Here is a 23,943-nt window from a genome sequence, read left to right as displayed (position 1 = left end):
GCATAGGTCATTAAATCAGATGAAACAGTCAATCATATTCGGTTTTACCATATTAAGTACGTCATTAGCTGTTAATGCTGCTGATAATCAATGGGATGCGTATTATCAAAAGGCTTCGCAGGCTCAGCAACAAATTGATGCGGGTAAATTGCAAGAAGCTAGCGTAGCGGCCAAAGAGTTAGTAGCAATATCAAAATCACTCTTACCAGAAGTTGTGATGAAAAAGCCTATCTGTAAAGCGTATTTATCGGCTGCGATTAGTGCTGCTGATCAAATGTTAACAATTACGGTGGATGAAATAGAGCGCGACTATCATGCCGATGGTAAGCTACCGCCAGTCAAGGATGCGGCTTGCTACCATGCGAAAGATTTACTCGTTCATCCTGCAACAGTGGTGGTGTTAGCGGCTAATCAGGCACATGATCAAAAAACACAAGAGCAGATGCATCATGAAATTGAAGAAGTGTTAGAGCACTTTGGACAGGTTAAACAAATCGCACAATAGTCACTTCAGATATAACTTGTTCGAAACGCTGATAAATTGTCAGCGTTTTACTGCACTAAATTCAAGTTTTCGCGCATTAACTTGTTCGTTATTCATCGTCTACACTAAAGAAAAGCCCTAAACTGACGATATTATTATCTCAGCTCATGAATAACGAAAAGAACAAGTTGCCTATTTTTGCTAACACTACGTCCGAACGTATCATATTTCGGCTGCGTCTGATTTGCGTATTGGCCCTAGCCATTTGCCTGCTAGGCGTAATTGTCGTTAACTATTTTTCATTAACAAGTGCAACGGTGGCTCTGGGTGTCGTAGGTTTATTTCTCATCATAACGCTTGTTTATTTACAAACGTGTATTGATGCAAAACAAGGTAAGCGTTTGTTGCACTACCAACAATTGGAGCACTGGGCACACGCCGCCAAAATATCCGGCAATATTCGCGATATTGATGACGACTGTGATGTCGCTGGCATGATCAATACCTTATTGTTAGAACTTAAAGAAGCCCGAAATAATGACGTATTGCTTGATCAAACGATGCGCGAACGCGCCTTGCTCGATTTGGAAACCGGCATAGGTAATCGCGAATATTTCAATAGCCGACTAGAGGCATTACTAAAAGAAGAAGAAGCGCAAGGTGCGGTGTTATTGCTACAGTTTAATGACTGTGAGCTGGTGCATGCGCTATATGGTCCACAACAGGCACTGTCGGTATTAGAAGGGCTCATTCAGGCGTGCCGGTGTCGCTTGTCACATTTATCGAACTATTTCATTGCACGACGCGGCCAGTTTGAGCTTGCGATTTTGATCCCAAACATCTTTGCGGATGAGGCTGAAAAACTGGTTAAACGCCTATTTAAAAACTTAATGTCGGTACCGCTGCCTGTGGGCATACATAACGAAGAATTTGTGCACATCGGTGTAAGTTTTTTCACAAGCAAACATAAGCCTTATCAGGTGATGTCAGAAGCCGATATGGCGTTGCGATCAGCGCAGCTACAAGGGCCAAGTCATTGGTTCATGTTTGACGAAGGCGATATTGAACGAGGACAAATCAAAGGCTCTTTGAAGTGGCGCACCATGTTGGAAAAGTCAATTGAAAAGAATGCTTTTGTTATTTTCTTTCAACCGGTTATTTCGTGCGACCATGGCACGATAATACATCATGAAGTGCTATCCAAAGTGCGTAACCATGATGGCAATTTGATCAGTGCGCGCGTGTTTTTGCCAATGGCACGAAAATGCGGGTTAACTAAAGAGATTGATTTACTTGTTCTTGAGCAAGTCTGTCGATTGCTTAGTTACGAAACAAGCCAACATGAAGATTGCAGTATTAACTTGTCTATTGAATCGTTGCTTAACAAAGACTTCGTGGAAAGCTTAATTGCGATACTTATCAAGAATCGCACCATAGCACCGCGCATTTATATTGAGGTGAGTGAATATCATCTTGCTAATCACCTTGCTGAGCTTTCCCCTGTGCTTGGACGTATTGGCGAATATGGCGTGAAGTTGATCGCTGACAAAGTTGGACAGTTTGTTGTGAGTGCACAGTACCTCAAAGAGTTACCGGTACAGGCAATAAAATTACATCGCAGTATTGTCATTGACATTCACCGCAAAGTTGAAAATCAAATATTCGTGCAAAGTATAACGGCCATTAGCCGACCTAGAAATATTGCTTTGTATGCGTTAGGCGTTGAAAGCAAAGATGAATGGATGGCGCTCGTTCGTCTTGGCATAGATGGTGGACAAGGGCACTTCTTCACTGAGCCGGTGGCGCAGGTAGCGAAGGCCATTCACTTGCCTGAATAATACCGCGTTCTATAAACCCGCCAAGCCCTTGGATGCCTCCCGTGTGTAGCAAAACAATGCGATGCCCGCGCGTAAAATGCCCTGAACGAATCAAAGACAATAGCGCTAATACCATTTTACCTGAATACATTGGCTCAATAGGAAGCTTGCATTGCTGATAAAAAGCCTGCATTTGCAGCAAGTCATCAGCCGAAAACTTACCATAGCCACCGCAATGAAAATCATCGAGCAACTGCCACTGATCACAATGTTGATATTGCTCACCTAGCAATAACTCAATCTCGTGAACTAAATAGCCATTATGCTTTAACACTGGAATACCAAGAATCTGGTGCTTATTGTTGTCGGCTTTAACTAGGCCTGCTATGGTGCCACCACTACCCACAGGGCAAATCAGTGTATCATAACCATCCAGTTGCTGTACTAGCTCATCTAACACTTCGCCAACCCCCATAAGCGCGGCTTGATTACTCCCGCCTTCTGGAATTATTTGGTGATCAGGGTATTGCTTGCTAAGCGCAGCCAGATATTCAGGCTCATTTCGTCGTCTGTAAGTCGCTCGGTCGACAAATGTTAATGTCATCCCCCAATTTCTAGCCCAGGTGAGCGTATAGTTGTCTTGATAACTGGACTCACCTCGTATGATGGCATGGCTGGAAAACCCTTGCGTATATGCCGCATAAGCGAGTGCATGGATGTGATTAGAATATGCCCCACCAAAACTTAATAGTTTGTTTATATTTTGTTTTCTTGCGCTTTCTAAATTGTACTTGAGCTTTCGCCATTTGTTGCCTGAAATAATCGGGTGAATTAAATCATCGCGCTTGACGAACACTTCGATACCATACTCGGTAAATAAAGGATGGTTTAGTTTTTGTACAGGAGAAACGTTAGGCATAAAAGTGAATGATTTTCTTTAGTTATTCCCACTACCATTGGTTAAAAAACTTGCGTAGACATGATAATCAGGGATAATGAAACTAGGACGATTTACAGTTGCTAATAATAATATCGATAAATGTCACTAAAAGCACGTTTGCAAAGTTTTGCATCTAAACCGAAAGAAAGTCCTTGTATTGGACTGTCATTAAAACAACAACACCTTGATGTGTCAGTTGTCACGCCTACTCGTGCTATAGAAACCTACCAATTTTCAATGCTAGACGGTCAATATGACAACGCGATTGCCAGTCTCGCCGAAATGAAAGTTAAAGGGCACTGTAGCGTGGTGCTTTCATCTAAACAATCACACATCGTGCAGGTGGAAAAGCCTAACGTACCTGAAGCAGAGATAAATCAGGCACTGAAATGGCAAATTAAAGATCAGGTGTCAATTCCGCCTGAAGATATGATTGTTGATTATTATGATACAGAAGTGACATCAGGAGGCGTTGAACGCGTCAATGTGGTTTGCGCCTCAAAAGCGCAATTGTCGAATATAGTTGAGTTAGCTTGTAAGCATGATCTAGCTGTAGCGCAAATCACCATCGAAGAGTTTGCATTTGCGCAACTCATCCCTCATCAAGAAGACGCTTGCCTGTTACTTTGCCAGCAACCCGGCGAAGAAATGCTTATTCTCGTGGTCAAACAAGGCCAACTTCATTTTCAGCGTCGTCTGCGTGGTATGGCTAATATTGCCGAGCGCAGCGAAGAAGAATTATCGATGGGGATGATTGACACCTTAAGCCTAGAGATCCAGCGTTCATTAGATTATTTTGAGCGTCAACTGAAACAGGCACCCATTAAGTCGATACAAGTGTTAGTGCCAATGAAAAACGAGGGGTTTCTTGCACGAAAGCTGGCTGAAAATGCGACCAGTGAAGTGCATTTGTTTACCATGCCAGAAGGTAGTCATGAATATCGCGAGTACGCAGCCACTATTGGTGCTGCAATGGCAGTCGAAGCAGAGGCGCGACGCTAATGAAAAAATTGACTATCAATCTATACCAAGACGAATTAATCGTTAAACAACCCTTGATTACATTGCCCAAAGTCGTTGGTTTTTGGGGCGTGTTGCTTGTTATTATGCTTGGCTGGTCAATGTTTACTGCGCAACAGTTATCAATGCACAATGGTGAATTATCTAAGGCAGAATCGGTCAAACGTCAAAATGATGCACGTATCAAACTACTTCAGCAACAAGTGTTAGATAACAAAGCAAGTGCTGAATTAGTTACTGAGTTAAATAATTTGGACTTTGTGATAGAAAACAAACAGCAATTACTAAGTCAATTAACCGCGACAGATACTACCTACACAGCGGGCTACTCGCAAGCAATGACACAGTTATCAACATTACACCATAAAGACATTAGCCTAGAAAAAGTAGCCATAGATCGTAATACGATGACATTTGCGGGAGTTGCTCGACAACCAGAGGCAGTACCAAGTTGGTTAGCGCGATTTGAAGGCGCAACATTTTTGAAAGGCCAGTCTTTTAGCTACATGAACCTACAAGAAAACGAGCAAAAAAATACCCAATTTGTAGTGAGCTCGCGTAATGGTGCGGAGCGAGGTAAGACACAATGAGTCAATGGAAAGTCTTTTGTGACCGGTTCTTAAACATAACGCCAAGAGAGCAATACTTGATTATTGGTTCAGGTATTATGCTGATCTTTTTCAGCTTTTATAATTTGTACTTAGACAATGCATTAACGCAAGTCGACTCGGTTGAGCAAAAAGTAAAACAAATCCGCAGCACTAACCTTGCCGCGTTAAAAACAATCGACGTGTTAGAAGAAGCGTTGGAAACAGATCCAAACGCAAGTGTTGAAAAACAAATCACGCGTAAACAGCGTAAACTGGCAACGATTGACCAACGCTTACTTACATTAACAACAGAGCTCATAAACCCAACGCAAATGCGTGCGGCCTTAATTGATTTACTGGCATTGCAAAAAGGGGTCTCACTGGTATCGTTAGAAGTGTTACCCGCTCAGCCGTTGACAACGAAAACATCTCAAGGTGAGCAGAACAGCCAGTCATCGGCAAATACGCCAACAACCAATACGCCAACAACCAAGGTATCAAAAAATAATGAAGTTGCTGGTATGGTGCTTTATAAGCATAGTATGCGCTTAACCTTGTCGGGTGGTTACTTTCAGCTTCGTGATTATCTGGCGCAAGTAGAAACATTGGATTGGACATTTTTCTGGCAAAGTTTTGATTACCAGTTAATGGAATACCCAAAAAGCCAGTTGGTCATTGAAATATATAGTTTAAGTACGAATAAGGAGTTTATTGGTGTTTAACATTATCTTATTCGTTATTAGCTGCACAATGTTATTATTTAGCGCAAGTAGTTTCGCCCAAAGCGACCCAACAAGGCCTTTGGGGCTTGTCAGTGGCGGCCAGCAAATTGTCCAAAAAGGTGCGTTAAGGCTGGAAAGTATTATTCATCGTGAGCAGGGAAAAACTGCCATAGTGAACGGCCAAATGGTAAAGGTGGGAGACACATTTGGCGCTTATCAAGTGCGAGCAATTGGCGATAAAAGTATCACATTAGAATCTCCTGAAAGAGCAGTAACACTAAACCTGTTTTCAGGGGTGACGGTTAATTCAAAATGATAAAAAAAATGTCTATGAGAAAATTGAGTACCAAAGTCTATTGTATGGCAGCAATGTCGATGTTGCTTGGTTGTCAGTCTGTGCCCGATGCACCGAAAGAGATTAACCAAACTTTGGATAACGCTATTGCTGAAAGCGAGAAACAACGCACACCAAAGCCGCTGACACAATTACCGAATGCAATCCAACAAGACTTAATGCAGTCGAGCTTAAAAGAAGCACGCCATGGTTTGTTATCTGAAAAACGTCTCGATATTGCCGCGACAAAAGTTGACGCGCAGGCGTTTTTCTCCGCTTTGGTTGATAACTCTGATTACAGTGTCGCCGTGCATCCCGATGTTAGCGGTGCGATTTCACTCAATTTGAAAGACGTGACGCTTGGTGAGGCATTGGATGTTATTGAAGAGCTATATGGCTTTGATATTCGTCGCCAAGGGCAAATTATTCAAATATTCCCCGCTGGCATTCGCACAGAAACGATTCCGTTAAACTATTTATTCGTTAGACGTTTTGGCGCGTCAAGCACCTCAATTAATTCAGGTGGTGTGTCGCAAAACGATCCTAATAGTAATGGCAATGGCCGAAACAACAGCAACAATAATAATGCTCAAGGTAATCGTAGCGGCCAAAATAACCCTAACGGACGTAACAGCCAAACGGGTAATAGTGGTATTAACATTTACACCGAAAATGAGTCAGATTTCTGGAAAGATTTAAAAGAAACGCTTGAAACATTAGTAGGCTCTGATGACGGACGTTCAATTATCGTTTCACCACAAGCTGGACTCGTAACGGTTAAAGCACTGCCACATGAAATTAATGCAGTAAAATCGTTTATCAACAACACGCAAGATCACTTAAGACGCCAAGTGATTATTGAAGCTAAAATCATGGAAGTAACGCTCAATGATGACTATCAGCAAGGCGTTCGTTGGGAAGAAGTGCTAGGTAATATTGGCAGCACAGACTTTTCATTGGCGACCAACGGCGTGATCTCTGGCAACACGATTTCTGCTACCATAGGTGGCCTAACTGGCCTCAGTTTTACCAATACTGATTTCTCAGGCGTGATTACTTTGCTTTCTACTCAAGGCAATGTGCAAGTATTATCCAGCCCAAGAATTACAGCGACAAATAATCAAAAAGCTATCATCAAAGTTGGTGAGGATGAATACTTTGTAACCGAAGTATCAAGTACTACCACCACTGGCACAGCGACTACTACTACACCAGAGGTAGAGTTAACACCGTTCTTCTCAGGTATCGCCTTGGATGTGACGCCACAAATCAATGCCAATGGTGAAGTCATATTACACGTTCACCCATCAGTTACTGTCACGGAAGAACAAACTAAAACGATTCGATTAGGTGATGATTCTTTTGCATTACCGTTAGCACAAAGCAGCGTTCGGGAATCAGATACCATCATTAGAGCAAAATCTGGTGAAATCGTGGTTATTGGCGGGCTTATTGAAACGCGCAAAGTGGATTTAGAGTCAAAAACACCATTGCTAGGCGATATTCCACTAATGGGTGAGTTGTTTAAGAGTAAAAGCCAAAAAACACAAAAGAAAGAATTGGTTATCATGTTAAAACCAGTGGTTATTGGTCAAGATACGTGGAAAGACCAGTTGAAAGAAGCACGAGCATTGCTCAAGCAATGGTTTCCTGAAGAATCAGAGTAACTAAAGGTGTACCTTTATCATTTTGGTTTAACAGAGTTACCGTTTACGTTGACGCCCAACACCAGTTTTTATCTGGGGTTGGCGCCTCATGACGAAGCGCTCGCTGTGTTGCTAACGGCACTTAAAACTGGTGAAGGCTTTATCAAGGTTGTCGGAGAAGTTGGTACGGGAAAAACACTACTTTGCCGTAAACTGCTCAATGAAATACCTGAACACTTTGTGACAGCGTACGTACCTAATCCTTATCTGAAACCGGATGAATTACGCCGTGCCGTAGCAGTTGAACTAGGCGTCAAACAGGCACAACGCATGTCTGCGCAACTACTCACACAACGTATCCAGCAGCGCTTGCTAGAGTTACACCAGCAAGGGCATTCTGTGGTAGTTATTCTCGATGAAGCACAAGCACTTCCAGAAGAAAGCTTAGAAGCATTACGGCTATTTACTAATCTCGAAACCGAAACGAGAAAATTGTTACAAGTGGTGTTATTTGCCCAGCCGGAATTGGACGAGCGATTAGCGACTAAAGCGTTTAGACAATTGAAGCAACGCATTACATTTTCATATCGGTTGCGTGCGATGACAGAACAAGAAGTACGTAGTTACATTCAGCATCGATTACATGTTGCAGGATACAAGGGCGCAGATTTGTTTAATGATGCCTTGTATAAAAAAATTGCAAAAGTATCCGGTGGTATTCCACGACTCGTTAATATTATTTGTCACAAAATGCTGATGCTAAGTTATGGTCAGGGAACGTACCAACTGACCAAACAACAGCTTAAAGCAGCTGTGGAGGATACAGAAGGAGTTACCGCATTTTCGGTCAATAAAAAATTGGCCATAGCCAGCTTTTCCGGGATATTTTTAGTGTTATTTATGTTTTTGTTATACGGAGTTTAGATTGAGCGTTATCAACCAAATGCTAAAAGACTTAGATAAACGCCAACACGAAGCGGAGCAGGCAGCAGTTGTGCCTCAAACAAACGTAGCCAGTAAGTCGCCAATTCATTGGGTTTATATCGTGGTAGGCATACTCATGCTTAACGCTGGCGGCTGGTATGTGTGGTCCTTGTATTCAGAAGTGCAGTCGTTGAAAAATGTGCAGGCGAGCACTATTGTTAAGCAATCCCCTGCATCTCCGGCATCACCAGTTATCGAAACTGATTCAACTCGTAACGCATCATCTCCAGAAGCAAGCGCTGAAAAAGAAAAAGTGGCTATTGAACAAGGCGTTAATAGCGTAAACGGTGTTGCTGAAAATGCGTTGGCGGAAACTGTGGAAAGTAGTGAACAGCAGGTTCAGCAAATTCAGCAAAAAGCTCAAACGGTTGCGCAGGGTAGCGTAAACACAAACGGACCATCGTCACTGCCTAGCCCAGAAGTCGCCAACAATAAACCATTCAACCCCGAATCAAACGATTTAAAAGAAGCCACGAGTAAACCTACGTCTAACAATGTTGACAATGAGCAACAATCATCCGCAAAACTAAGTATCTCCCGGCGTGAATTTACACCCGAGGAATTTGTTGCCAATAAATATCTAAGTGCCGAAAAAGCAGTACAGCGCAATGAGTTGGCGAAAGCTGAGAAGGCGTTGGAGGAGGTTTTGCTTGTCGATCAACGGCACAAAGCGGCAAGAAAACAACTTGCAGCGCTTTGGTTTGGTCGCCAATCGTATCAAGCAGCTATCAATCTTCTCGCGCAAGGGCTAGCATTAGATCATGAAGATAGCGAAATGCGCATGATGCAGGCACGAATTTACCTATCACAAGGTGACTCGGCACAAGCATTGGAACGATTGAAAGTGCAAGTTGAAGTGCCAGACAAAGAATATCAATCGCTACTTGCGTCTGTTGCGCAACAAGTAGGTGATATTCAAACTGCGCTAGCAGCATATAAACAATTAACCTTATTAGAACCACAATCGGGCAAGTGGTGGTTGGGGCTAGCGGTTGCCCATGATCGCGGTGCTGAATTCGACAAAGCAAGACAGGCTTATCAAATGGCGATAGCACAGCGCGGTTTGTCATCGGAATCTTTAGTGTTTGCCCAGCAACGTATTAGTGAGTTAGGAGAATAACTATGGCAGCGCCTAAGTTAAAAATGCGACTTGGTGATTTGTTAGTACATGAACAAATCATTTCTAATGAGCAACTCATGCAGGCTTTAAACAGTCAGAAAAGTACTGGCAGAAAGCTCGGTGATACCTTAATTGAGCTAGGACATATTGGCGAGCGCCAGCTATTAGAGTTCTTAGCTCAACAACTTGCAGTACCATTTTTAGATATTAGCCAACGTCGCATTCCTAATGAGGTCGCTACACTGTTACCTGAGGTTCACGCGCGCCGATTACGGGCACTAGTTATCGAAGATAATGGTGACTCTGTGCTTGTGGGCATGAGTGATCCTGCTGATTTGAATGCACTTGACCAGTTAGAGCAAACACTTTCACCAAAAGCTATTAAGCTTGCGGTTGTGATGGAGTCACAGCTATTTGAAGCGTTTGATGGCTTGTATCGCCGCACGGCTGATATTGAATCGTTTGCCAGTCAGCTGGAAGAAGAATATCAGGAATCATCTGATTTTGACTTAAGTACAAGCATTATCGACGAAGGTGGTGATGCAACCGTTGGCAAGCTTTTGCAATCGGTTTTTGAAGATGCTGTGCAAGTGCGAGCATCGGATATTCACATCGAACCCGACGAAAATCTATTGCGCATTCGCCAACGTATTGATGGTTTATTGCAAGAAAACGTACTTAAAGAAAGCAAGATTGCTGCTGCGATGGTGTTACGACTAAAACTCATGGCAGGCTTAGACATTTCAGAAAAACGTTTGCCGCAGGATGGGCGTTTTAACCTGAAAATCAAAGGGCATAACATCGACGTACGTATGTCGACTATGCCTGTTCAGCATGGCGAATCAGTGGTTATGCGTTTGCTAGACCAATCGGCCGGATTGCTTTCACTAGAAGAAACAGGGATGCCTGCAGCGTTAGTCGAACGTGTCAGACATCAAATTACCCGACCACATGGCATGGTGCTAGTAACGGGGCCAACCGGGAGTGGTAAAACAACAACCTTGTATGGTGCACTGAGCGAACTGAATCAGTCATCGAAAAAAATTATTACCGTTGAAGATCCGGTTGAATACCGCTTACCGCGTGTTAATCAGGTACAGGTTAACAGTAAAATAAATCTGAGCTTTTCAGGTGTGTTACGTACTGCATTACGTCAAGATCCCGATATCATTATGGTTGGTGAGATGCGTGACAGCGAAACCGTTGAAATTGGCTTACGGGGTGCGTTAACGGGCCACTTAGTGTTATCAACCTTGCATACTAATGATGCGATCACGAGTGCCCTGCGCCTCATGGATATGGGGGCTGCTGGATTCTTGGTGGGGAGTTCATTGCGAGCGGTGATTGCACAGCGATTGGTGCGAAGAAACTGTGAAAATTGCACGCAAGACTATCATCCCACTCAACAAGAAGTGCTATGGCTCACTAATTTGGCGGGCGACGGTGCCAAAACGGTTAGCTTCAAAAAGGGCACGGGATGTCAATCGTGTCAATATACCGGCTACCGTGGGCGAATAGGTGTTTTCGAATTGCTTGAAATGAATGAACCCATGATGGCAGCCATGAAGCGGGAAGATGCTGAGGCATTTACCGAATTAGCCAAGAAACACCCCAGATTCAGACCATTGTCTTTAGCCGCGTTTGATTATGCAACACAAGGCGTGACTAGTGTTGAAGAGGTGCTAAGGCTGGTTGAAACGGTTGATATTGCGGACGACTAACAAAATTGAACAACGACTATTAATTAACGATTCTCGAGTTGAAACAGAACGATAATGGCGGCATTTAATTATACAGGCAGAGATGCAAGTGGTGCATCGGTGAAAGGGGCAATGGAAGCGAACAGCAGTGCAGCTGTCGCTGAAAATTTGTCGCGTCAGCGCATTGTACCTATTTCTATTGAACCTGCTAATGAAAATGCGAAGGGCGCGAGTGACGTGGCCAATTTAGATATTGGCGAGTTACTGGGGTTTGAAGCCATCAAGCTCGATGAACTCATTGTATTTTGTCGCCAAATGTACGCTTTGGTGAAATCGGGGGTACCGATTTTACGTGCTATTAATGGCATGGCTGACTCCACACCTGCGCCTAAATTGAAAGAGGCGCTGGGGGAAATAGCGAGTCAGTTAGAGGGTGGTTATGCGTTATCTTCTGCGTTGAATCAGCATCCAAAACTATTTTCTCCGCTATTTGTGTCGTTAATTCATGTGGGGGAGAATACGGGTAAACTAGATGATGCGTTTATAAAACTAGCCAGCTACTTTGAACGGGAACAAGAAACACGAAAACGCATTAAAACGGCAATGCGCTACCCGTCGTTCGTAATCAGCGCAATAGTCATTGCAATGGTCATTTTAAATATTTGGGTAATTCCAACCTTTGCCAATATGTTTGCTAAGCTGGGGGCCGATTTACCTTGGGCGACTAAAGCGTTAATTAGCAGTTCTAATTTTTTTCTGGATTATTGGCCACACATGCTAGTTGCTTCAATTTTCCTTTTCTTTGGTACCAGAAACTATCTAAAAACTGAAAAAGGCCGTTATCAGTGGGATAAGCGTAAAACTCATATGCCGATTGTCGGTAATATTATCGAGCGTTCTATTCTTGCGCGTTTTTCACACAGTTTCGCGATTGTACTTCGTGCAGGTGTGCCAATGACAGCTGGACTAACGCTGGTTGCGGACGCGGTAGACAACAGTTATATGCGTGAAAAGATCATTGCTATGCGAAAGTCGATCGAAAGTGGTGAAAGCTTACTACGCTCCTCTGTTGCCAGTACGTTATTTACGCCTTTGGTGTTGCAAATGATTGCTGTGGGCGAAGAAACTGGCCGTGTTGATGAGTTACTAGAAGAAGTTGGCGATTATTACGAGCGTGAAGTGGACTACGATTTAAGTACACTCACCGCTAAAATTGAACCGATCTTAATTGCTATTGTAGCGGGTATGGTATTAATACTGGCGTTGGGTATCTTCACGCCAATGTGGGATATGATGTCGGCATTCAGGGGGCGCTAGTGTCACGGCAGTCGGCATTTGAAAAGCGCGAAAAATCGCTTGGTGAACAAGTGATCATTGTTGTCTTGTTAGCGGCGATGATGGCGTTGTTTTTGTATTACTTTTTCAAGCAAAGCGATGAGCTGAGGCAAGCTGGGTTTGGCAACCTAGCACATAATTTTTCAGCGAAAATAACGGCTATTCGCGCTCAGTGGTATATGGATAAACAGCCACAACTGGTGTTCGTACGCGAAAACACCAGCCAAAACGGCAGCAATCAAGGGTATGGTGTACCTGTTAATGCTAAAGGTTGGGTAGATGTTGGCGATACAAAGGTAGGTTGTGAAAAAATTTGGCAATTTGTAATGGGCACTGCACTCGTTTTTATGAAGCAGCCGATTGCGGTAATTTCAGTGGAAGATACTGAACATGGTCATGCGCGCAGGTGTCGATACAGCTTACCGGATGGTGAGTTTTTTGAGTATCATCCAAACACTGGCAAGGTGGTGGCTAACCCGCATAATTGAGTGAATTGCGGGGATTTACCGCGACTAAAACAAAAATAATAAAAAAAAGTGTTAATTGCTGCTGTAATTGAGTGACTTATTTACAGAAAAGTGGTTAGAATTAGAGTAAGGGTCAACGAAAGAGATTGATATGAACAGTATAAATAAACAGTCTGGTTTTACTTTGATTGAATTAGTCATTGTTGTGGTGATTCTTGGCTTTTTAGCTGTTACCGCTATTCCACGATTTATCGATTTAACTGACCAAGCACAACAGGCAAATATTGAAGGTATGGCCGGTGGCTTTGCAACAGGTGTGTCTTTGGCGCGTGCTCAATGGGAAGCCAATAGCCGTGAGCAAGATAATACCAATAGAAATGTTGTTGATTATGACGGTACGCAGGTGTTGCTGACCACAGGTGCTACGGGCATTCGCGCTGGTTATATTGTAGCTTCAACAGCGGGTCAAAATGATGGCAATACACTCGATGGCAGTTTTGACGCGGCAAACTGTATTGACATCTGGAACAGTATTTTACAACAACCGCCGGGCTTAACGAGCTCCATTGCAGTTCTCAATGGCAATAATGGTGATTCATTTGACTATTTAGCGGAAAAAGCCGGTACTGGTGCTAGCACAGAATGTATTTTCTACCTTAAAGAAACATTGAACCGTGATGTTAATGGTGATTTTGTTTCACCTGGCGCCGTTTCCACAGTTGGCAATAACTTTTCTTATTCGCCTGCAACTAGTGCTGTTGCAGTCACAATTAACGCAAATTAATACACCATAATTAATAATAAACAGGTATGCATATGAAAGTAGTAAAACAATCACAAGGTTTCACACTAATCGAATTAGTTGTGGTTATTGTTATTTTAGGGATTTTAGCGGCAACGGCAGCGCCTAGGTTCATCGACTTAACTGGTGATGCCAGAGCGTCGGTAATGGAAGCTGTTGAAGGGTCAATTAACTCAGCGATGGATTTGGCGCATGCTAAAGCGTTAGTAGATTCACAAACGGCATCTACTGGTAGCATTACGGTGGCGGGTACAACAATTTCACTTGCCTACGGTTATCCAACGACAAATGCGATAAGTTCATTATTAGAATTAGATGCCGAAGATGTAACTGAATCTTCGGCAGGTGTATTCCAACATACTAATGCGACAACGCCAGCAGATTGTCAGGTAGAGTATGTACAAACAGATGATGTGAATGATCGTCCTGAACTAACAGGCACTTATGATGGTTGTTAATAACCATTTTAAATGAAAAAAACCGGCTTAATTGCCGGTTTTTTTATTGGTATTGTGCTCTCGTTAATCCACTCTACTAGTTACCTATTTCAACATAGATTCGATTACCCCAATCATTGTGCAGTGGATAAGTATTCTGCGCTTCACTAAGTACTCGTGCTGCTTCTTCGACTCTTCCCATATGAGTGAGGGATAAAATCACATTATTATAAAGTGAAATGCGAGGTGTGTGCTGCATCTCATTTGTAGCCCAAGCAATGTACACCTGTAACTTATTAGCGTCATTATGTGTCATGCCTTGCTGCAAAATGTAGTTATGGGTATTAAGTTCTAGCCGTTGCTTCCAAGGAAGTGGATTGATAACACGTTGTAAAATCTCTATCTTTTTATAGCCTCCACCTTCAAAGGCGCTAATGAGTATATTGGTGTGTAGGGTTGTTAGAAAAAATGGTACAGCGAGTATGGCAATAACCAGTGAAAAACTCTTTAATGCGAATGAAGCATTGAACTGGTAATTAACATTGCAATTGTTGTCTTGTTGTTTGATGTACCATATGAGCATTAACAAAACTACCCAGTGGCTCAGGGATAAATAGAATGGCCAACCTGTTTGACTATGTAGCACGATCGGAATAATAAGACCTATCAACGCTAACCTAAGTGGCCAGGCGTACACTTTGGCAATGAGTCGGCAAAACCCAACGAAAAGAGCGATAAATGCCACCAAAGGTAGTACACCACCTTCAATGGCCCAAAACAGCACTTCATTGTGTGGATGGCTTAACCGTAGAATGGGTTCTGCTAGGGCCGGATCATCGCGTTTCATTTGATTATGAAAATCTAAATACGCACGCTCAAAATTACCGTAACCATAGCCAGTTAAAGGTTTAGCGGCGATCATAGCCAGACTGACTTTATAGATATCAATGCGTTCACCGGCATTGCTGTACACTTCTGCTTCTCGCTTAACCGTATTTGAGTGCTGTAGTGCAAAAAAACCTGAGATAAATGAACTGGTGACTACCACTATAACAATAAGTGCGCGTTTCTTTTGTTGAGTAAACATATACCAGCTAACTAACGCCAAACCGACAATACTGCCCAAAAAGCCAACCCTAGATTGTAGTAGTGTTAGGATAAAAGGACTTACAATCAAACAGCTCCAAAGAACTAATTGGTAAAGTTTGGGTTGTTTTTTACGACTAATGAGAAAACAGGCGAGAATCAGCCCTGTCGCTTGAAAGCTTCCTGCAACATTTGGCTGCACTAAACTCCCATGTGGCCTGTGTCGTGTTGGATCATAACCTAACCAATCGCCTTGCTCGAAAAATAAAAATTGAATCAGTCCGAATATCGCTTGGATAGCAATCGCGGCGACGATCAAAATGAGTACATTATCTAGTTGACGTTGATTGGTGTATATTCGGTTTAAGGCTAACCACAGAAATATACTTCCTAGAATAGCGAGCAGCCGTGGAATTGCCAGTTCTGCATGTTCATTGGAATAAAGTAACGGGATTGCTAAGCACAAAAGCGCCAATGACATAAATATGACGAACTGATCCAAAACGATTTCTTTGCGCTGAGCGATACGCCAAACACCAATAGAAATGAGCAGCGAAATAATAAGCCAACCTATGGTATTGAATGACATGTAGAGCCCCATTCCAACAGGCGTAGGTAAAAGCACATGCATGCCAATGAGAAAGTAGCTGGCCAATAGCCCGTAAAATACGCGATGTAAAGTCAAAATGGAGCCCAATCAAAACTAGTAGCAAAAGAGTACGTGGCTTTATAATACAAAACAAGTGGTTAGTTCTGCTATGCAGGCATTTGGTGCTGTAACTTCTTATTGAAATACTTTATGCTGGAGAAACCTAAATAAAGGGGCTGATGATGCTTGTTGAGCGCATGGCAATGTCAGCACGTGTAAAGAGTTTTTGTAAAGAGTTTGAATGAAAACGTGTAATTTAACGAAAGAGAACGGGTTTACGTTAATCGAGCTGATCGTTGTTATTGTCATCTTAGGCATATTGGCGGCCACTGCTGCGCCCAAATTTATTGATCTCAAATCTGATGCGCACACCGCAGTGCTTAAAGCCATTGAAGCTTCAATGGAAGGGGCGGCCGGATTAGTCTATGGCAAGTCATTAGTAAAAGGTGTGCAATCTTTCGATTCGGGCGACGGTAAAACAGTGAATCTTGGCGATAAAGATGGTGATGGTACAGACGATGAAATTACCGTACATTATGGTTACCCGCGAGGTGAAGATGATGATTGGCGGTTGTTGATTGATATTGATGAAAATAAATACAAATATCTGCAAACGACCTTTGGCCATATTATCATCTATCCGGCGGCAATTTATTCGAGCGCTCCAACAAGTTTAACAGACCCCTGTATTGTTGTTTATACGCAGGCATCAGCGAGTGCTAAACCAACGATTTCGATAAATGAATGCGACTAATTGCCTAGCGGAATAGGTGTGAATACGCGTTAGATTAAACTAATCTATAAGAGAGCTCGATTGAAATAATCACCCATGATTCGATTACAAGCTAACAAAAAGGGATTCACCCTGATTGAATTAATTGTCATGATCCTTGTACTAGGCATCATGGCCGCAACGGTCGTGCCCAAGTTCTTTGATGCCAGAGGTACTGAAGAGGTTACCGTACAAAATCAGTTGGTGAGCATGCTGCGCAATATTCAATTACGACGCATGCAACAAACCGTGCAAGAACAGTGTTTTGATGTGCGTGTCACTGAATATAAAATTTCTATGTTAGCAACAGAAGTCGGTAATGGACCTAATTGCGATACTAGTGATGCAAGCATACATACCACTACTACGCTGACATTAGAATCTGGCGGAGAGGTATCTTTTGATGTCTCTGGTGGTGACTATACATTTAGTTTTGACGGTATGGGACGACCAACTGGCGCGTGTGCCTCATCATGTGTTATCACAGTGATTGGGCAATCTAATAGGCAAGTGAGCATCAATGCACAAGGGTTTATTGAAAGTGTCGGTAGCTAATCGTATGCAACGTAATCAAGGCGAAATGCGCAGCGCTGGTAAAGTGGCGGGATTTACGCTGATTGAAACCATTGTTGGTTTGGTTGTATTGGCGTTATCTTACGCAGTGATTAGCCAGTTCATATTTCCTGCCATTACGCGCCACGCCGATCAGTTGCATTCAATACGTGCCGCTGAGCTTGGGCAGTCTGTGCTGAATGAAATACTAACACGGGCTTATGATGAGAATTCAGATCATGTTAGTGGTGCTTTAAGGTGTGGTGATACAGCCAATGGTGCACCAGAGTGTACTGCCGTTGGAAATTTTGGCCCTGATCCTGATCCTGATCCACTTATAGATCCAGACGAAACAGATAGCCCTGATAATTATAACGATGTCGATGACTATCATGGTGCTAGTTTTCCAGGCAGTGATATTGATGAAAGTTATGAAGGGTACATTGTCGATATCGATGTTTGTTACGATCCCGATTACGATGACAGCTGTGATAGTAGCAACAGGAATGTTGCAAAGCGCGTTCGTGTGACTGTTACCACGCCGCTGGGTGACAGTATTGTATTTGCGTCTTATCGGAGTAATTTCTGATGAAGTTTGCCAAATTAAATTATGGCTGGTGTCGGGCTAAATCAGCGGGCTTTACCCTGATAGAAATGATTACCGTTATAGTTATCTTGGGTGTGTTGTCAGTAGGGCTCAGTGGCTTTCTTCAATTTGGCGCGCAAATTTACGTCGACACCACGTTACGTGATCATTTAATCTCATCAGGGCGATTTGCCGTTGAGCGCTTAAATCGAGAGGTTCGCCATGCGTTACCTAATAGTCCGAGCTTAAATGGTACGTGCTTGGAGTTTTACCCGATTGAAGCTGCGGCCACCTATATTGATATTCCCGTATCACCTGAAGCTAAATCACATGATGTGACTTTGGTACCATTTGATGACACTAACTATTCAGATAGTCTGCAAATCGCCGTTTATACCGTTAATCCAAACGATGTTTATAGTAGTACCGATCATATTTTTTCAATTGCCTCTCATGACTTTACCACTGACCCCAATTCTTGGGTAGTTACCCGAGATAGCGACGATTATTTTGCTGCTGATTCACCTTCTAAGCGCGCCTATTTCATTGGGCCATTAGTGAGTTATTGCATTACAGGTGGTACGCTCGTACGTCAACAAGGTACCGATAGTGCCGTAATGGCGAAATCGCTCGATGCTTCATCAAATTTCGTTGTTTCTGCACCTACACAAACAAGAAATGGCTTGGTAGAAGTTGAACTAGTGTTTAGTGCGCTTAACGAGACCATTAATTTTAATAACACGATACAGGTGCCTAATGTTCCTTAGCGATCGTTCTACATACTCTGCGTTAGCTAAAGCGTCGTGTTCGTCTCAACGCGGCAGTGCATTGGTTATAGCTATTTTCGTTATTATCGTCATGACACTGTTAGGTGTAGGCTTAGTGAACATGTTGAGTACCACTTCAGAGTCTATTGCGTATGAGGTGCTAGGTACACGGACATATCACGCAGGGCAAACTGGCTTGCAATGGCAACTGCAAAATACCTTCCCAATTGCTGGTACGGGGAGTTGTAACAATGGTGATGAGACTAGACAATTAGCTGGTGTTTCAGGACTATCACAATGTCAATTCACCGTGAATTGTACTTCAACAAATGTTAATGGTGTAACGCATTATAATATTACGAGCAAAGGGCAATGCGATGATCTGAGTGGCAGTGTTATCACCACTAGGCAATTTGCTGTTGACGCCAAAGAACTCGAAGATTAACGCATCATTAACCTTGTTTTAATGTTTTTGGTGTCTCAAGTGTTAGCTTTTTTTACAGTTCTTATTTTTAAAAAGTGTTAGGTAACGATTATTTGTTGTAAAACAACGGCTTTTTTTTATTGGCACGAAATTTGTTTGATTTATTGTACATTTCTTAAAGTTATTTATCATTGCAGTTGTTGAAGTAGTTCAAGGACGAGGGGATATAATGATTAAACTTACAAAACTTATCTTAGTGTTGGTTGCGCTGTTGTGCGCAAGCCAAGCGCGTGCCGGTCTAATCCTAAGCGATTTAACAGAAGACAATTACATTGTTCACGAAAACCTTCAGTGGGCATGGGCATCGCCGGTAAATTCAGAGTTTTTTAATGGCAACGTGCTCTATGCGCCTGAGCTACATGCAGGGTGGCGTTTTGCGACAGACGACGAACTTAATGTTTTAAAGTTTGAACTCACCTTAGCTGACTTTACTCGCGCTGATGGTAGCTATATTCATGCGGTCGAATATTGGAATTCATTGTTCGACAACGTGTCAGATTGGGATAACTATATCAACTTTGAGAACAATCAAGTTTCAAGCCGTTGGGTTAATGGCGCTAATGAATATTTTGAGACGTTCTATGTACGTGATATTCCACAGGTGAGCGAGCCTAATGGCGTGTTGATATTTATTCTGATTTTAGCCGTTTTATTGTACGTGCCACGATTACAATCAAATAAATAATTTAACCCACAAATAACTAAAACTAATTTAAAGTCAGTTTCGTTTCATGAAAATTATACCCTGAAGGATGCAGGGTTTTTCTTTTTCTCACTTCTTTTATTCATAACATCTTGTTTCGATTAGACGTTAGTAGCGTTTTTACAGTATATTAAGGTTACAGTGTATCTTTTGGTTAAGATGTAATGCATTACCTTTTTCGTCTAATAGTCTTACTGATTTTTTCTCTTCCTTTGCTGTCTTGGGCAGCAGACTGCTTAGACGTGTTTCCTGATGTTTCGACTAATTACGGCGATCAATTGATATTACCCAGTTACAAGTTTTCTTCGGGGGTAGATGGCGACATAGCGGGCGGAAATCTAGCCGTTGCGGCAGGCAATTACGACGATATATATGTATCTAAAAATGGAAGCGTTTTCTTTACGCAGTCAGATGCGGAGTACCGAATCGATAGCCTATTTATGGAAAAGGGGTCTACCGCACAGTTCGTCGCTGGTGATTATTGGATAAATGATCTTCATTTTGAGAAAGACAGTACACTCGCTGTTGTTGGCGCAGGCACGGTCAGAATTTTTGTACAAAATGCGACGTTTGCTAAAAATGCCAGAATAAATGATGCCGGTGGTTATCTTATATTCGTTAGTTACGACGATATTTCGGCAGACAAAGATTTTCGTTTTACTGGTGCCATGTACGCGGTAGATGACATTAGTGTCGATAAAAGTGCTGTTATCTTAGGGGCTGTAACTGGTGACAGTGTCGATTTAGGTAACTCATTTAGCGAAACCTATGATCCTGATTTTATCAATAACGCCGATTTTGACGGCATGTGCGGCGCAGGTGGCTCTAATCCTGCTGTACTGGAATTACACTACAATTTTAATGAAGGAGCAGGCCAAACCGCCTCAGACAGTAGTGGCAATGGGCGACATGGCACTCTAGGTAATTCTGCGGGCATAGATGGTAACGATCCAACATGGACGTGTGAAGCATCGGGTTACACGCTTGATTTTGATGATACGCGATACCATTTTGTGCAAACTCCTGCGTTTTCGCCACCGACCATAGGTGCCGCGAGCTTTTGGGTAAAGGTGCCGCAGTTACCTGCCACTCAACAGCGAATCTTTGGTTTTAGCAATGGTTGGGAAGTGCGCTGGTTAAATGATGGTACGTTAATTTGGGATGGTAACTTAGCGGGTCAAAACACCAACATGCGCGGTGTTAATCTGTTAACTGAAATAGACACTTGGGTACACTTAGTATTTGTGACCAATGTTAATAGTGGCAATTGGGCAATCTATAAAAACGGTGTGTTGGAAAATAGTGGAACTGAATCACTTACCGCCGAAACATCAACGGTGCTATCGATAGGTGCAAGTACCTGGGCTTTGGGAAGTCAACATTTCAAAGGAGAGCTTGACGATTTTCGAATCTACTCCGGCGAGCTTACACAAGATGAAATAACCGCTTTGGCTGCCAATCCACCTGGCAATTGCCCGCTTAATCATTACCAAATTATTCACGATGGCAGCGGCTTAACCTGTGATGCGGAAAGCGTGACGATAAAAGCGTGTAGTAACAGCTTTGATGGCACGTGCACGCTAAGTGCTGAGCATGTTACCTTGGATTTTATTGCCAGTGGAGCGGGTGACACAGTGACTAAGTCTGTTGCATTTACCGGTAGCACGAATGTCAGCTTTAATTATATACATGCCGAAAATGTTACTTTGTCGATTGCCAATGATAACCCTGATGCCAATGCCGGCTATGTTTGTAATGACAACAACGCCGGCAGCTGTAATATAGCCTTTGCTGACACTGGCTTTGTTTTCAGCAATATTTCAACGCAAACCTCCAATAAACCTTCATCAAACATCACGATTACTGCGGTTGAAACTAATGCTCAAACAGGACAATGCCAAGGAAAATTAATAGGAAACAATACGATCCAACTCGGTGCTGTGTGTGAAAATCCGTTGCAGTGTAACGGTCATCAGGTAAACATTAATAATGGTAGTGATAATCCGATAGCAACGGTCAACAACGCGGCCGCGGTTAGTTACACCAATGTCAGCTTAGATTTTGGTGATAGTCAGTCTTCATCTGCGACATTTACGTTGAATTATCCGGATGCAGGGCAAATGCAATTAAACGCGCGTTATAATTTACCTGATCCCGACACTGGCGAGCCTAGCAATGAGTATATGAGAGGCACTAGTAATAGTTTTGTCGTGAAACCTTATGGCTTGTTTATTGATGTACCAAATAACACTGCGACAAAGGAGGATTTCGAGGAGGATCCTGCGGGCGTAGTAACGTTTAAAAAGGCAGGAGAAGATTTTGCTGCGACGATTACCGCTGTTGCTTGGACACAAGATAACGATGATGACCTGAGCGATAACCCCATAACGCCTAACTTTGGTAATGAGATAGCAGGTGAAACTCTTAACTTAACGCATCAACTAGTGACACCTGATCCTACTACGTATTCCGATGCTGAAGTGGGAATATTATCGGGTGATGCGGCATCGGCGATTAGTATGACAAACGGCTCATCAGGGGACTTAACCTTACGTTGGAACGAAGTTGGCATTATCGAATTGAACGCAGAGCTGTCAGATAAGGACTATTTTGGCGAGGGCAATTTAACGGGGCAAGTGGAGTACGTCGGCCGCTTTTATCCAGATAGTTTGTGGCAATCAATAGAGTCTGGTGACGAAGGCAGTATTGTCGCCCAGCACAAAGAGTTAGGGACTTGCGAGCAAAATTGGGCATATAGTGGTCAATATACGCTTAACGTTGACGGTACGGTAACGACAGACGGTGCCATCAAATATGATTTACTGCCCATTTATACCATCACGCCGTATGGCGTGAACAGTGGCCCTAATGATCCTAGCCCATACAAGATCAAAAATTACGTTTACGCGGGCCTGAACAAGATCTCCACCTACGAGATTATTGTACCCACCACGGATGACCAACAACTTCAAAAAGGCTCTTTAACTCAAAAAGTGGCGGTAACCGCTACTATGACATCCAGTAGCCTCGAGTTAGAAACCGATGAAGACTTCTTAACCTATACCTTTAATCAAAATGATCATTTTGTTTACCAACACAGTGCATTAAGTTATCTCAATGAATTTGACGCCAACATTCGGTTAGCCGTTAATTTGGACACGTTCGATGAAGCCGATCTGGTACCACTATATAAACTTAATGATGAAGATATTGTATTAGATAACCTCAAAATAAGAACTGGCCGATTGCGCATTGAGAGTAATTATGGCCCTGATACGTCAGACTTAACGGCGCCTTTGGTGTTGGAGTACCTTAATGCGGTAGGCAATTTTGTGGTAAACACCGATGACAGCTGCTTTGTACCTAAATTGGGCAATCGTGTTGATACTGGGAATCTTCACTCCGGAGGCTTAGCATTGGGTGATTACCGATTAGTGCCTGATAATACGGATAGTATGAATAAACTGACGAGAACAAGTACCCAAATACAATCCGTGTCTGAGCAGCCGTTTACCACTGGAAAGTTTGATAAATTTGTATTTGATAAGACAAATGCAACTTTTACCGACAACGCCAATACGGGAAATCTTACGTGGGAACTCGAAGTGCCCGAATGGCTCAAATTTGATTGGGAGCTCAGTGATAGTGATGAAGCACCAACACAAAACCCTACGGCAGAGCTTCAATTTGGTACCTATCGCGGTAATGATCGTATTATTTCGTGGCGTGAAATTCATCCCAATTAATAGTCACCATGACAATGTGGTTGCTATGGTCAATTTAGTGTCAAAGGCTTTGGCAGACAGAAATCGTTTGGTTGATTTTTAGTCATAAAAGTTGCGAAAACAAGATTCCCATCAATTAATTATACGCTTCGCTGCCAGATTCCATCCGTGTTTTGTTCATTTCTCACAAAAATAACAAAAAAATGCGAATTTTCTTTCAT

23 protein-coding genes are annotated in these 23,943 nt (G+C 42.7%); 21 read left to right on the top strand and 2 right to left on the bottom strand.

Translation table 11 applies throughout. The features are described 5' to 3' along the window. The first annotated feature begins 19 nt into the window (after window positions 1-19). Window positions 20-505 (top strand): hypothetical protein, encoded by a 486-nt coding sequence (locus ACSLUK_RS12710; protein ID WP_448549037.1) that lies wholly within the window; start codon window positions 20-22, stop codon window positions 503-505. A gap of 146 nt (window positions 506-651) precedes the next feature. Continuing rightward, entirely contained in the window at window positions 652-2,322 is a 1,671-nt protein-coding gene (locus ACSLUK_RS12705) for an EAL domain-containing protein (RefSeq protein WP_448549036.1), read from the top strand. On the opposite strand, the gene ACSLUK_RS12700 is transcribed toward ACSLUK_RS12705, so the two are convergent. Beyond that, window positions 2,273-3,220, bottom strand: a complete 948-nt coding sequence (locus ACSLUK_RS12700) for a 1-aminocyclopropane-1-carboxylate deaminase/D-cysteine desulfhydrase (RefSeq protein WP_448549035.1) — start codon at window positions 3,218-3,220, stop codon at window positions 2,273-2,275. The two genes, ACSLUK_RS12705 and ACSLUK_RS12700, sit on opposite strands and share 50 nt — an antisense overlap. A gap of 120 nt (window positions 3,221-3,340) precedes the next feature. Between ACSLUK_RS12700 and ACSLUK_RS12695 the strand changes: the two genes are divergently transcribed. The 12 genes from ACSLUK_RS12695 (at window position 3,341) to ACSLUK_RS12640 (ending at window position 14,419) form a co-directional block, all read left to right on the top strand. Further along, a complete protein-coding gene (locus ACSLUK_RS12695) occupies window positions 3,341-4,243 on the top strand; it encodes an MSHA biogenesis protein MshI (RefSeq protein WP_448549034.1) in 903 nt (300 codons plus the stop codon). Further along, window positions 4,243-4,851, top strand: a complete 609-nt coding sequence (locus ACSLUK_RS12690; RefSeq protein ID WP_448549033.1) for a PilN domain-containing protein — start codon at window positions 4,243-4,245, stop codon at window positions 4,849-4,851. Before ACSLUK_RS12695 ends, ACSLUK_RS12690 begins: the two co-directional genes overlap by 1 nt. Beyond that, window positions 4,848-5,573 carry a hypothetical protein gene (locus ACSLUK_RS12685; RefSeq protein WP_448549032.1) on the top strand — a complete coding sequence of 242 codons (726 nt, stop codon included), beginning with the start codon at window positions 4,848-4,850 and terminating at the stop codon, window positions 5,571-5,573. The genes ACSLUK_RS12690 and ACSLUK_RS12685 overlap by 4 nt, the downstream gene beginning before the upstream one ends. Then, entirely contained in the window at window positions 5,566-5,889 is a 324-nt protein-coding gene (locus ACSLUK_RS12680; protein WP_448549031.1) for a hypothetical protein, read from the top strand. The genes ACSLUK_RS12685 and ACSLUK_RS12680 overlap by 8 nt, the downstream gene beginning before the upstream one ends. Window positions 5,890-5,903: 14 nt before the next feature. Next, window positions 5,904-7,574, top strand: a complete 1,671-nt coding sequence (mshL, locus tag ACSLUK_RS12675) for a pilus (MSHA type) biogenesis protein MshL (RefSeq protein WP_448549030.1) — start codon at window positions 5,904-5,906, stop codon at window positions 7,572-7,574. Window positions 7,575-7,580: 6 nt separating this feature from the next. Beyond that, window positions 7,581-8,477: an ExeA family protein gene (locus tag ACSLUK_RS12670; RefSeq protein WP_448549029.1), complete on the top strand. Its 897-nt coding sequence runs from the start codon at window positions 7,581-7,583 to the stop codon at window positions 8,475-8,477. Between the two features lies 1 nt (window position 8,478). Then, window positions 8,479-9,657, top strand: coding sequence for a tetratricopeptide repeat protein (locus tag ACSLUK_RS12665; protein ID WP_448549028.1), 1,179 nt, complete (start codon window positions 8,479-8,481; stop codon window positions 9,655-9,657). Between the two features lie 2 nt (window positions 9,658-9,659). Further along, window positions 9,660-11,378: a GspE/PulE family protein gene (locus ACSLUK_RS12660; RefSeq protein WP_448549027.1), complete on the top strand. Its 1,719-nt coding sequence runs from the start codon at window positions 9,660-9,662 to the stop codon at window positions 11,376-11,378. Between the two features lie 54 nt (window positions 11,379-11,432). Then, window positions 11,433-12,674, top strand: coding sequence for a type II secretion system F family protein (locus ACSLUK_RS12655; protein WP_448549026.1), 1,242 nt, complete (start codon window positions 11,433-11,435; stop codon window positions 12,672-12,674). Further along, window positions 12,674-13,180: a hypothetical protein gene (locus tag ACSLUK_RS12650; RefSeq protein WP_448549025.1), complete on the top strand. Its 507-nt coding sequence runs from the start codon at window positions 12,674-12,676 to the stop codon at window positions 13,178-13,180. The genes ACSLUK_RS12655 and ACSLUK_RS12650 overlap by 1 nt, the downstream gene beginning before the upstream one ends. 130 nt (window positions 13,181-13,310) lie before the next feature. Beyond that, the gene (locus tag ACSLUK_RS12645; RefSeq protein WP_448549024.1) at window positions 13,311-13,943 is read left to right on the top strand and encodes a type II secretion system protein; all 633 of its coding nucleotides are present in this window, start codon (window positions 13,311-13,313) and stop codon (window positions 13,941-13,943) included. 32 nt (window positions 13,944-13,975) lie between these two features. Then, window positions 13,976-14,419 carry a type II secretion system protein gene (locus ACSLUK_RS12640; protein WP_448549023.1) on the top strand — a complete coding sequence of 148 codons (444 nt, stop codon included), beginning with the start codon at window positions 13,976-13,978 and terminating at the stop codon, window positions 14,417-14,419. A 76-nt stretch (window positions 14,420-14,495) separates the two neighbouring features. Here ACSLUK_RS12640 and ACSLUK_RS12635 read toward each other — a convergent pair whose 3' ends face one another. Next, on the bottom strand, window positions 14,496-16,169 hold the full coding sequence (locus ACSLUK_RS12635; protein WP_448549022.1) for a PglL family O-oligosaccharyltransferase: 1,674 nt from the start codon (window positions 16,167-16,169) through the stop codon (window positions 14,496-14,498). 205 nt (window positions 16,170-16,374) lie between these two features. Here ACSLUK_RS12635 and ACSLUK_RS12630 point away from each other — a divergent pair, with 205 nt between their 5' ends. From ACSLUK_RS12630 to ACSLUK_RS12600, 7 genes are all read left to right on the top strand, one after another. After that, on the top strand, window positions 16,375-16,887 hold the full coding sequence (locus ACSLUK_RS12630) for a type II secretion system protein (protein ID WP_448549021.1): 513 nt from the start codon (window positions 16,375-16,377) through the stop codon (window positions 16,885-16,887). Window positions 16,888-16,962: 75 nt separating this feature from the next. Continuing rightward, entirely contained in the window at window positions 16,963-17,460 is a 498-nt protein-coding gene (locus ACSLUK_RS12625; RefSeq protein ID WP_448549020.1) for a prepilin-type N-terminal cleavage/methylation domain-containing protein, read from the top strand. Next, window positions 17,426-18,046: a type IV pilus modification PilV family protein gene (locus ACSLUK_RS12620; protein ID WP_448549019.1), complete on the top strand. Its 621-nt coding sequence runs from the start codon at window positions 17,426-17,428 to the stop codon at window positions 18,044-18,046. Before ACSLUK_RS12625 ends, ACSLUK_RS12620 begins: the two co-directional genes overlap by 35 nt. Beyond that, on the top strand, window positions 18,046-18,810 hold the full coding sequence (locus ACSLUK_RS12615) for a PilW family protein (RefSeq protein WP_448549018.1): 765 nt from the start codon (window positions 18,046-18,048) through the stop codon (window positions 18,808-18,810). Before ACSLUK_RS12620 ends, ACSLUK_RS12615 begins: the two co-directional genes overlap by 1 nt. Continuing rightward, window positions 18,800-19,255, top strand: coding sequence for a type II secretory pathway component (locus ACSLUK_RS12610; protein WP_448549017.1), 456 nt, complete (start codon window positions 18,800-18,802; stop codon window positions 19,253-19,255). Before ACSLUK_RS12615 ends, ACSLUK_RS12610 begins: the two co-directional genes overlap by 11 nt. A 208-nt stretch (window positions 19,256-19,463) precedes the next feature. Then, on the top strand, window positions 19,464-19,979 hold the full coding sequence (locus tag ACSLUK_RS12605; RefSeq protein WP_448549016.1) for a hypothetical protein: 516 nt from the start codon (window positions 19,464-19,466) through the stop codon (window positions 19,977-19,979). 182 nt (window positions 19,980-20,161) lie between these two features. Next, window positions 20,162-23,743 carry a DUF6701 domain-containing protein gene (locus ACSLUK_RS12600; protein WP_448549015.1) on the top strand — a complete coding sequence of 1,194 codons (3,582 nt, stop codon included), beginning with the start codon at window positions 20,162-20,164 and terminating at the stop codon, window positions 23,741-23,743. Window positions 23,744-23,943 lie beyond the last annotated feature (200 nt).

The organism is Thalassotalea fusca, assembly GCF_053485835.1.
Note: the sequence above shows the minus strand (reverse complement) of the source record. Positions and strands in the feature narration are given on the sequence as shown.

Bases quoted from the DNA above. Each gene is read 5' to 3' on its own strand.
- ACSLUK_RS12710 (WP_448549037.1), top strand. From the start codon at position 20: ATGAAACAGTCAATCATATTCGGTTTTACCATATTAAGTACGTCATTA.
- ACSLUK_RS12685 (WP_448549032.1), top strand. From the start codon at position 4,848: ATGAGTCAATGGAAAGTCTTTTGTGACCGGTTCTTAAACATAACGCCA.
- ACSLUK_RS12655 (WP_448549026.1), top strand. From the start codon at position 11,433: ATGGCGGCATTTAATTATACAGGCAGAGATGCAAGTGGTGCATCGGTG.
- ACSLUK_RS12620 (WP_448549019.1), top strand. From the start codon at position 17,426: ATGCACAAGGGTTTATTGAAAGTGTCGGTAGCTAATCGTATGCAACGT.
- ACSLUK_RS12705 (WP_448549036.1), top strand. From the start codon at position 652: ATGAATAACGAAAAGAACAAGTTGCCTATTTTTGCTAACACTACGTCC.
- ACSLUK_RS12700 (WP_448549035.1), bottom strand. From the start codon at position 3,220: ATGCCTAACGTTTCTCCTGTACAAAAACTAAACCATCCTTTATTTACC.
- ACSLUK_RS12640 (WP_448549023.1), top strand. From the start codon at position 13,976: ATGAAAGTAGTAAAACAATCACAAGGTTTCACACTAATCGAATTAGTT.
- ACSLUK_RS12605 (WP_448549016.1), top strand. From the start codon at position 19,464: ATGATTAAACTTACAAAACTTATCTTAGTGTTGGTTGCGCTGTTGTGC.
- ACSLUK_RS12645 (WP_448549024.1), top strand. From the start codon at position 13,311: ATGAACAGTATAAATAAACAGTCTGGTTTTACTTTGATTGAATTAGTC.
- ACSLUK_RS12625 (WP_448549020.1), top strand. From the start codon at position 16,963: ATGATTCGATTACAAGCTAACAAAAAGGGATTCACCCTGATTGAATTA.
- ACSLUK_RS12695 (WP_448549034.1), top strand. From the start codon at position 3,341: ATGTCACTAAAAGCACGTTTGCAAAGTTTTGCATCTAAACCGAAAGAA.
- ACSLUK_RS12610 (WP_448549017.1), top strand. From the start codon at position 18,800: ATGTTCCTTAGCGATCGTTCTACATACTCTGCGTTAGCTAAAGCGTCG.
- ACSLUK_RS12600 (WP_448549015.1), top strand. From the start codon at position 20,162: ATGCATTACCTTTTTCGTCTAATAGTCTTACTGATTTTTTCTCTTCCT.
- ACSLUK_RS12660 (WP_448549027.1), top strand. From the start codon at position 9,660: ATGGCAGCGCCTAAGTTAAAAATGCGACTTGGTGATTTGTTAGTACAT.
- ACSLUK_RS12615 (WP_448549018.1), top strand. From the start codon at position 18,046: ATGAAGTTTGCCAAATTAAATTATGGCTGGTGTCGGGCTAAATCAGCG.
- mshL (WP_448549030.1), top strand. From the start codon at position 5,904: ATGAGAAAATTGAGTACCAAAGTCTATTGTATGGCAGCAATGTCGATG.
- ACSLUK_RS12630 (WP_448549021.1), top strand. From the start codon at position 16,375: ATGAAAACGTGTAATTTAACGAAAGAGAACGGGTTTACGTTAATCGAG.
- ACSLUK_RS12690 (WP_448549033.1), top strand. From the start codon at position 4,243: ATGAAAAAATTGACTATCAATCTATACCAAGACGAATTAATCGTTAAA.